Source organism: Microcoleus sp. Pol12B5, assembly GCF_036701335.1.
Lineage (GTDB): Bacteria > Cyanobacteriota > Cyanobacteriia > Cyanobacteriales > Microcoleaceae > Microcoleus.
Genome location: NZ_JAUBQQ010000002.1, coordinates 118,098 through 125,787 on the forward strand (window position 1 = coordinate 118,098; position 7,690 = coordinate 125,787).

General features: G+C 38.0%; 3 protein-coding genes and 1 pseudogene. 2 read left to right on the top strand and 2 right to left on the bottom strand.

Annotation, left to right across the window (positions count from 1 at the left end; translation table 11 throughout):
• Positions 1-25 precede the first annotated feature (25 nt).
• Entirely contained in the window at positions 26-4,483 is a 4,458-nt protein-coding gene (locus QUA24_RS01795; protein WP_333226734.1) for a hypothetical protein, read from the bottom strand.
• A gap of 378 nt (positions 4,484-4,861) precedes the next feature.
• On the opposite strand from QUA24_RS01795, the gene QUA24_RS01800 reads away from it, so the two are divergent.
• Both QUA24_RS01800 and QUA24_RS01805 read left to right on the top strand, forming a co-directional pair.
• Positions 4,862-6,214, top strand: a complete 1,353-nt coding sequence (locus tag QUA24_RS01800) for an NB-ARC domain-containing protein (RefSeq protein WP_333226735.1) — start codon at positions 4,862-4,864, stop codon at positions 6,212-6,214.
• A gap of 112 nt (positions 6,215-6,326) precedes the next feature.
• Positions 6,327-7,067, top strand: coding sequence for an SIMPL domain-containing protein (locus tag QUA24_RS01805; RefSeq protein WP_333226737.1), 741 nt, complete (start codon positions 6,327-6,329; stop codon positions 7,065-7,067).
• Between the two features lie 395 nt (positions 7,068-7,462).
• Here the strand turns inward: QUA24_RS01805 and QUA24_RS01810 are convergent.
• A pseudogene (locus QUA24_RS01810) lies at positions 7,463-7,690 on the bottom strand (hypothetical protein); the annotation flags it as partial.

Below are 7,690 nucleotides of genomic sequence, written 5' to 3' on the forward strand. Positions count from 1 at the left end.
ATTAATAATAACTCAAAATATCAGGTTAGCTTGAATCTTTTTTTAGCACTAACCATCCTTCTCGAATTTCTTGTTGACTAGAAAATTTGGCCTTAGTAGTCACTGGGTCAATTGCAACTTTACACAAATCAAAAATTTCTTCTATTAGCTCATCCAAACCTTCTAATATCCCTGTTAACTTTAGTCTTTTATCTTTAGAAACTACATCTGCTGTTTCAGCTTTTTGAGTTTGTTGAAGCCACTTTTGAGTTAATAAAACCTGCCAGGGGTATCTATTTTCAAGATGTTTTATAAAAGCTTCTTTTTCAATAATTTCAATAAATGGTGTAGTAACTGAATCACTTGTAATTTTACACAAATCAAAGATTTCTTCTATTATATCATCAAAACCTTCTAATATCCCTGTTAACTTTAGTCTTTTATCTTTAGAAACTACATCTGCTGTTTTAGCTTTTTGAGTTGGTTCAAGCCAGTTTTGAGTTAATAAAACTTGCCAACATGATTCATAATTTAGTTTGGGGTGTCTATTTTCAAGGTATTTTATAAAAGTTTTTTTTTCAATAAATGGTATCGTGGAAATTTCAGACCATTTATCTTTTCTTTTTTCTAACCAAGACCAATTATATTCTGGTTCATTAAGTAAAGGAAGATGAATCTGACTGATCTCAGTCAAAATAGGAGAAGTTAGAAATGTTACCTTAATGTTTGCTAATGCTTCCGTATAATGTTTAGATGGAATTGTAATTGCTTTACTGGGCAAAATTCCCGATGTTGCATGAAAAGTACATCTTGGATCTACTAACATAGTTAATATTTGCGGTGGACTGCTAATGGACTGAACAATATTAATTGCTCCTTCTTCTACTCCCTCTGCATTATTACTTTTATCCCAATCCTGAGTTTCAATATATAGAGATTCATTACTATCACTTTGTTGAGCATAAAATATATTATTTTCGTATTCATAATTATATTTTTCTTCGGTTTTAGAAATTTTTTGTTCCTTCCAATAGCCGATGACTCCATCATTGAGTTGTTGATATTCGCCAATCCGAATAGGAAATCTAACATTAATAAAATTATCGGTATCTCTTTCTTCAAGGCTAATATTATGCTGCATTTCTTTCTGAAAAATATTCCAATCCTGGTTAATGGCGGGGAACCCCAATAATTCCAGATTGACTGATGCTCGGACTAATGCAATTGGACGACCCATTAATAAGGCTAAACTTTGATGCTGGGCAAAATTTTCTGGATCAATATTATTGAGTGCATTATTCAAACAAGTATTAAATTCATCAAGGAAAATTTTTCCTGAGCTATCTTTTTCTGAGTCATTTTTCCCTAACTTAATAAGATTTTTTACCAGTTTCTGTAAATGAATGTTTGATATATTAGGAGTTTCTTCTTGGTCTATTTGATTAGCTCCAGGGGCATTATCCCATTCCCCATTAAGATTAATAGATCCCAAAGCTTGACCTTGATTATCATAAATCATCAAACTTTTATTTAAGTTATTCGGTAAAATCCAACCACAAATAGGAGTTGTATCAGGATGATCGTTACTTTCACAGTTATCTTGCTCATTAGCAGACAACCAACGGAAATTAATCCGACAAGGTTGAACAAATCGAGGTGGAAGAGCTATTCGATAATCTTCGGTTGCTTTCATGCTTTCTGGCTTAATGACGTATTCTTTCCAGTCTAAATTTCTAACTTGTCCAAAGGTATCAATTAGCTGTAAGTCAATAATTCGCATTTCTCCAGAACGAATAGGGCTAAAATCATCTAACGGTTGAGGCGCACTTTTAATTTCATCTTCTACTGCTTCTGCTACTGCATTAGTAAAAGTTTGGTAGTCTTCAAAGCCAATAGGATCTTGAATGCCTAATTGTAAAGTTTGTTTGTGCATCAATAAAGCTTCATTAAATCCACCTAGGGCTTGTGATAAGCAGTTAAGGCTTTTTAGTTCTGCTTGAGCTTTTGTAGCTGTATCAATAGGATGAGGAATCGTTATTAATTTTTGTTCTTCGTACCATTTCTTGAGTTTTTCTATATTTTCTAGTTTTCCTAGGTATGGATTAGCCTCAATATTTTTTATATCTTCATATTGAGGATATTTTTTAGAAATATTTTTACGCAAGTAACCTTCTATTTCTTCATCTCTTATTGACTTCGGATTTTGTAAATGTTTTGCATACTCTCTCAGTTTTTGATGAACTTGATAATTTTCATCTTTGCCATATTTTTCTAAATACTCTTTAATTCTTTCTTGCAATAATGAATTAGCATAGGGAGTTAAAATACTGAAACCACTGTAAATATTAGGAGCGGAATCTGTTTTAATGCGATTGTCTCTCACATCTTCAACAAGAGATTGCTTAGATTTTGGCGATAGATCCACATCATTTGCCTCAAGTGTATAATTTTGAACTAGGAAATCATCGCTATAGTTACGATTGTCAGATGTTTTATTGCTGCCATTAGCAACAGGAAATAACTCAACTAACCATTCCAATAAAAATGGATTCCAAGGTTGCTTATTCCAAATACTAAAACCTATTTTTTCTGTCTGTTGAGAAGCAATGTTATTAATTTCAGTAAAAATAGGCTTAAAATCCTCAATAGTTTTTAAATCTGGAATTGTTTTATCAAGTTTTATAATCCGACACTCAAGTAATCCATCTTTGTTAAGGCGACCATCTTGACCATGCCGTTTACTTGCTTTGACCGCTTCTCCCACCATTAAAACAACAGGTTCTTTCGGCTGCCAATAACGAGGACTACTCACTCTTTCTATCCAATAAGTTGGAGGATAAGGTGTTTTTTCTTTTTCCTCTTTATCTAATTTATTATATTTATCTTGTAATTGCTTATTAAGAGAATCAATTAAACCAATTAAATCATTAATCATTCCGGCTAATTCATGGGTGAAAAAAGAGCCTGAACCTGATGCACGATTCAATTTTTTAGCTTCATTTTGAAATAACTTTAATTTTCCTATTTCGTTGAGTTTATCTTCAAGTGGTTTAAGTCCTTTTTCTTCAATATAATACTTAACGGCATCAATATCAGGATAATTATCCCAACTGTCTTCAGGCGGATAGGTAGAAACCATATACTTGTACCAATCAGAAAACAGTTGTCTGCGTCTGGAATTTATTTTTGCTAACTCACAATCATATTCTTGCTGCTTTTGGTTAACTTGATCCAGTAAAGATGCAATTTCTGAAGGTAAACTTAGTTTGGTTGGAGTTGCTTGATTTTCTGACTTTGAATCCTTTGTTTCTAAGTTAATTTTCCACAAAAAACCTCCTAAAACTCCATTAAATCCTGCTTCATGGCGAATTTCTTGAAATTTTGCTCCTGTGTCTAATTGTTGAGTTTCTAAACTTTCTGCAAACTGTAATGCTTCTAATTGTTCCTCAATAATTACTTTCTGAGATTTATTCTGAGATTTATCAAGAGTTTCAGCTAAATAAGCCGATAATGCTTCTGTTCCTGTATTGGCAACAGCTAATTGAATATGAACTTTATCATCTATTGGGTTTTGAGTAATAGGGGAAGAGAATGTAAGTCGAGAGTAACAAATAATTTGGAGAGTTTTAGAATCTTGATTAAAATTATCACCTGTCCACTCTAATTGAGGTTTAACAGCATTAATAAAGTTTTGACGATCTTTTTGAGGATCGTTCTTATCTTTCTCGTAAGGGACTTGAAACTTCCATTTTAATTCTTGTTCAATAGCATCAATAAAGTCTTCAGGCTTTAAGGCATCTTTTGGAAAATCTTTTTGGAAGGTTGTTTTAAAATCCTCAAAGAATTCACTTAAATAATCCTGTTTTGAATCACTATACCAGCCAATAACGTCATATTGAAGATTTGCAGGTATAGAAGTAAAATCCTCAAACTCTGAATCATGAAACCCAAACACACTACGACAATGAGGATAAAAAGCGGCAAAAGTAGGTTCGCCATATCCCACAGCAGTCAATTTTTCCAAATACTCTGACTTAGTTTGCGATTTTTGTTCTAATAACCATTCTTCTTCGGTTAATTTTCTTCCTAAATATCGGAATGGTAAGGAATTTGTATCAGTCTTATAAGGATAAGTAACACTATCCTCCTTGAAATCTGTACTTAGATAATCACTTTCCACTACCCAATGTTTCGTTTTGCTCCCATTACGGCGAGTGATTAACCAACGGTTAGGAACCGTGGGAAATTCTCCACTTCTAGTTTCTTTTGTGAGTGCATCTGGTAAAGCCCAGTGCAAATGAATACCTGCTTTTAAATAAAGATTTTTATTTTGGAAAGGCTGAGAAACAATAGATTCACTTAAATTAACAGTATCGGGGTTTACATCTCTTTCTCCATTGACATAGGGGAGCCGGTTAAACTCTACCATTGCCTCTGCTACACTTGTCCCATATTTGAGATGCAAGGCATCTAAATGTATCGGAACTAATAAAATATTTGTCATAAGTATGAATACCTAATTATAACTTTAATAAATAATTATCAAATGAGATAGCAGCTTGATTTGGATATCTTGGTTCTTAATCGGCAACATATTTACACTAGATTTGCACAGCAAAGCTACCGTAATGAAATCGGCTATCAGTGTTACTAACGTTATGTAAATGCTTCACAATTAGAGCAGATAACCTGTTGATGTGTTGTCTCTGAAGTGGTTATCTATAGAGAGTTGTAGATGATTAAGCTTTCAAGCCTTGTAACCCCTGGTTGTTAATAATCTATCCCAACTCCCCGATGCTGTCTTTACAGGAAAGTATGGACTTGTCAAGTATGGAAAGTATGATTTAAGGTAGAGGCAGTTTTATACATAGCGAGAAAATAGATGGAATTTGAGCAGGCATTGGAGATTGTCAACCATGCGATCGCCCGCAAAATCGCTAGAACGCTCACTGAGGTTGAAATTGCCCTTTTATACGGTGCCTGGAACAACTTGACCTACGATCGCATCGCCGAGCGATCGGGCTACTCCATCAACTATCTCCAACGGGACATAGGTCCCAAATTCTGGAAGATCGTAAGTGAGGCATTGGGTCGCAAAGTCAACAAAACCAACCTGCGCGGCATTCTCACTCACTTTGATACCCCGATCGCCACTCCCCAACCTCAAATCCAACCGTCAATAGATTGGGGCGAGGCGATCGATGTTTCCAGCTTCCAAGGTCGAGTTGAAGAGATTGAAACCCTTACTCAATGGATAATACAAGATCGCTGCCGACTGATTGCTTTGGTGGGAATGGGTGGTATCGGTAAAAGTACCTTAGCGGCTAAAGTCGCTCAACTCTTACAAGAACAATTTGAATTTATTATTTGGCGATCGCTCCGTAACGCCCCTCTCTTAGATACGTTGTTGTCCGAACTGGTGCCTTTCCTTTCTAACCAGCAAGATATCCAAGCTAAACCCGAACGACTCCTGTACTGGCTGCAAACCCATCGCTGTTTGGTGATTTTGGATAATCAAGAAACGATTTTACAAGCAGGCAATTGCGCCGGATACTACCAGCAAGATTTCACAGACTATGGTGACTTATTTCAATTACTGGGAGAAGCCAGTCATCAGAGTTGTATTTTACTCACCAGTCGTGAGAAATCCTCAAAAGTCGCCATATTAGAAGATTTAAACGGAGCAGTGCGATCGCTTTCTGTGCAAGGTTCCAGGGAAACATCCCTGGCATTCATTGACTCCAAGCAACTCGTGGGAACCGATGCGGAAAAACGCCAACTTTGTGAATTGTATTGTTGCAACCCGCTGGTAGTAAAAATAGTTTCTGCCTCAATTCAGAGTTTGTTTGATGGAGAGATTGCCACATTTTTGCAAGAAAAGACACTGGTATTTAATGGCATCCGCCGCTTGTTAACTCGGCAATTTGAGCGATTGTCGCCCGTAGAAAAAACCATCATGTATTTGTTGGCGATTAATCGAGAATATACAACCATTGCTGAACTGCAAGCCAACATTGTACCTGCAATTTCACGGGCGACCCTATTAGAGTCCTTAGAATCCTTAACGTGGCGCAGCTTAATCGAAAAGCGATCGGGTGAATATACCCAACAGCCCGTCGTTATGGAATATGTCACAGACTGTTTAATGGGTGCATCTCACTTTTGCAAAGATATTAAGTGGAAAGCTGACCAGGGAGATAAGCACAGCGAAGAGAAAGGATATCAAAATTACTGACTATATTACTGACTATTTTTTTAGTTGCTAAAAATGTAACAACCCGGATATTTAGCAATTTCAGTGGCAAGGTAAAGTATAGCATCTGTTGTATGTGAGGAGAATCAAGTTTATGAATTCAAATTTGCAACGTCGCGATCGCATTAATTTCCGTAGTCTGCTAACAGCGTTGTGTTTAACCTTAACTCTCGTTAGTTTCGTGAGATTAGATCCTGCGGTGGCTCAAGAACAGCGGATCAGAACGCTGAGTGTTACTGGGCGGGGTGTGGAAGCGATTCCTACAACTCAAACACAAGTGCGGCTGGGGGTTGAGGTGCAGGGGAAAACGGCGGCCGAGGTGCAGCAGGAAGCGGCGAGACGATCGTCCGCTGTGGTAGAGTTGCTGCGATCGCGCCAAGTGGAAAAACTCGAAACTGCCGGCATCACCCTTAATCCCATTTATAACTTCGACAACAACCAACAGCGCTTGACGGGCTATACGGCGACCAATACCGTCAGTTTTCGGATTAATACTGCATCTGCCGGCACTTTGCTTGACGATGCGGTGAATGCCGGAGCCACACGCATCGACGGCGTGAGTTTTGCCGCCACCGAAAGTGCGATCGAATCTGCTCGAGAACAAGCACTCCGCAAAGCAACTCAAGATGCTCAAGCGCAAGCGGATGCAGTCTTGAGCGCCCTCAACCTCAAGCGGGGAGAGATTCTGGGCATTCAAGTCAACGGTGCGATCGCGCCGCCTCCAATGTATCGGCAATTGGCTGGTGCTCGCATGGCTGCTGCTGACGCTACAACGCCTGTGGTGGGAGGGGAACAGCAGGTAGAAGCTTCTGTGACTTTGCAATTTGGATATTAAATAGTTAGGGGGTAAATTACCCAGCACTGACCTGAGTAGAGGTAAAGTGTGGGCTTTCAATAGCCCTGAAATGATCTTGCACATTGCAAAACAATCTCGAACCTTCGGGCTTAGTCAGGAAATATTAAGTGGCGCACTCTGAGTTAAATTGTAACTGCTCACCGCAAATTTGTTGCGGTGAGCAGTTACGCCAAATGGCTACAACTTATTATGAACTATGAACGGAATCTATCCTTCTTCAGGGGGAGAGTTCCTCAATAAATAGACTCTCTGTTTAACCGTAGGTGAGCGTATTCCTCCTAAACAGAAAAGAGTGGACTCTTTTCTAAGATCCACTCTCTGTTAAAGTCTCTTAGGGCTAGCTTGAACAAGCTAGAGTTAAGTCCTTACTTTACCTAATCCTTAATGATTCTCTTGTCATGAATGACCACTTGATCCTTGAGTTCAGGAGTGCCGGAGATGTGAATATCCGTATCCATATTTTCCTCGGTGGATTCGGCTAGATATTGGGCAGATGACTTAACATCCTGCCCTGCACGTTTAGCAGATTCGGCTGCATTTTGGGAAGATGATTTAAAATCATGCGCTGCACCTTGAGGAGATGGGGTTGCATTTTGGGCAGA

What these genes read in the sequence shown, in the direction of transcription:
- QUA24_RS01795 (WP_333226734.1), bottom strand. Translation starts at nt 4,483, where the DNA reads ATGACAAATATTTTATTAGTTCCGATACATTTAGATGCCTTGCATCTC.
- QUA24_RS01800 (WP_333226735.1), top strand. Translation starts at nt 4,862, where the DNA reads ATGGAATTTGAGCAGGCATTGGAGATTGTCAACCATGCGATCGCCCGC.
- QUA24_RS01805 (WP_333226737.1), top strand. Translation starts at nt 6,327, where the DNA reads ATGAATTCAAATTTGCAACGTCGCGATCGCATTAATTTCCGTAGTCTG.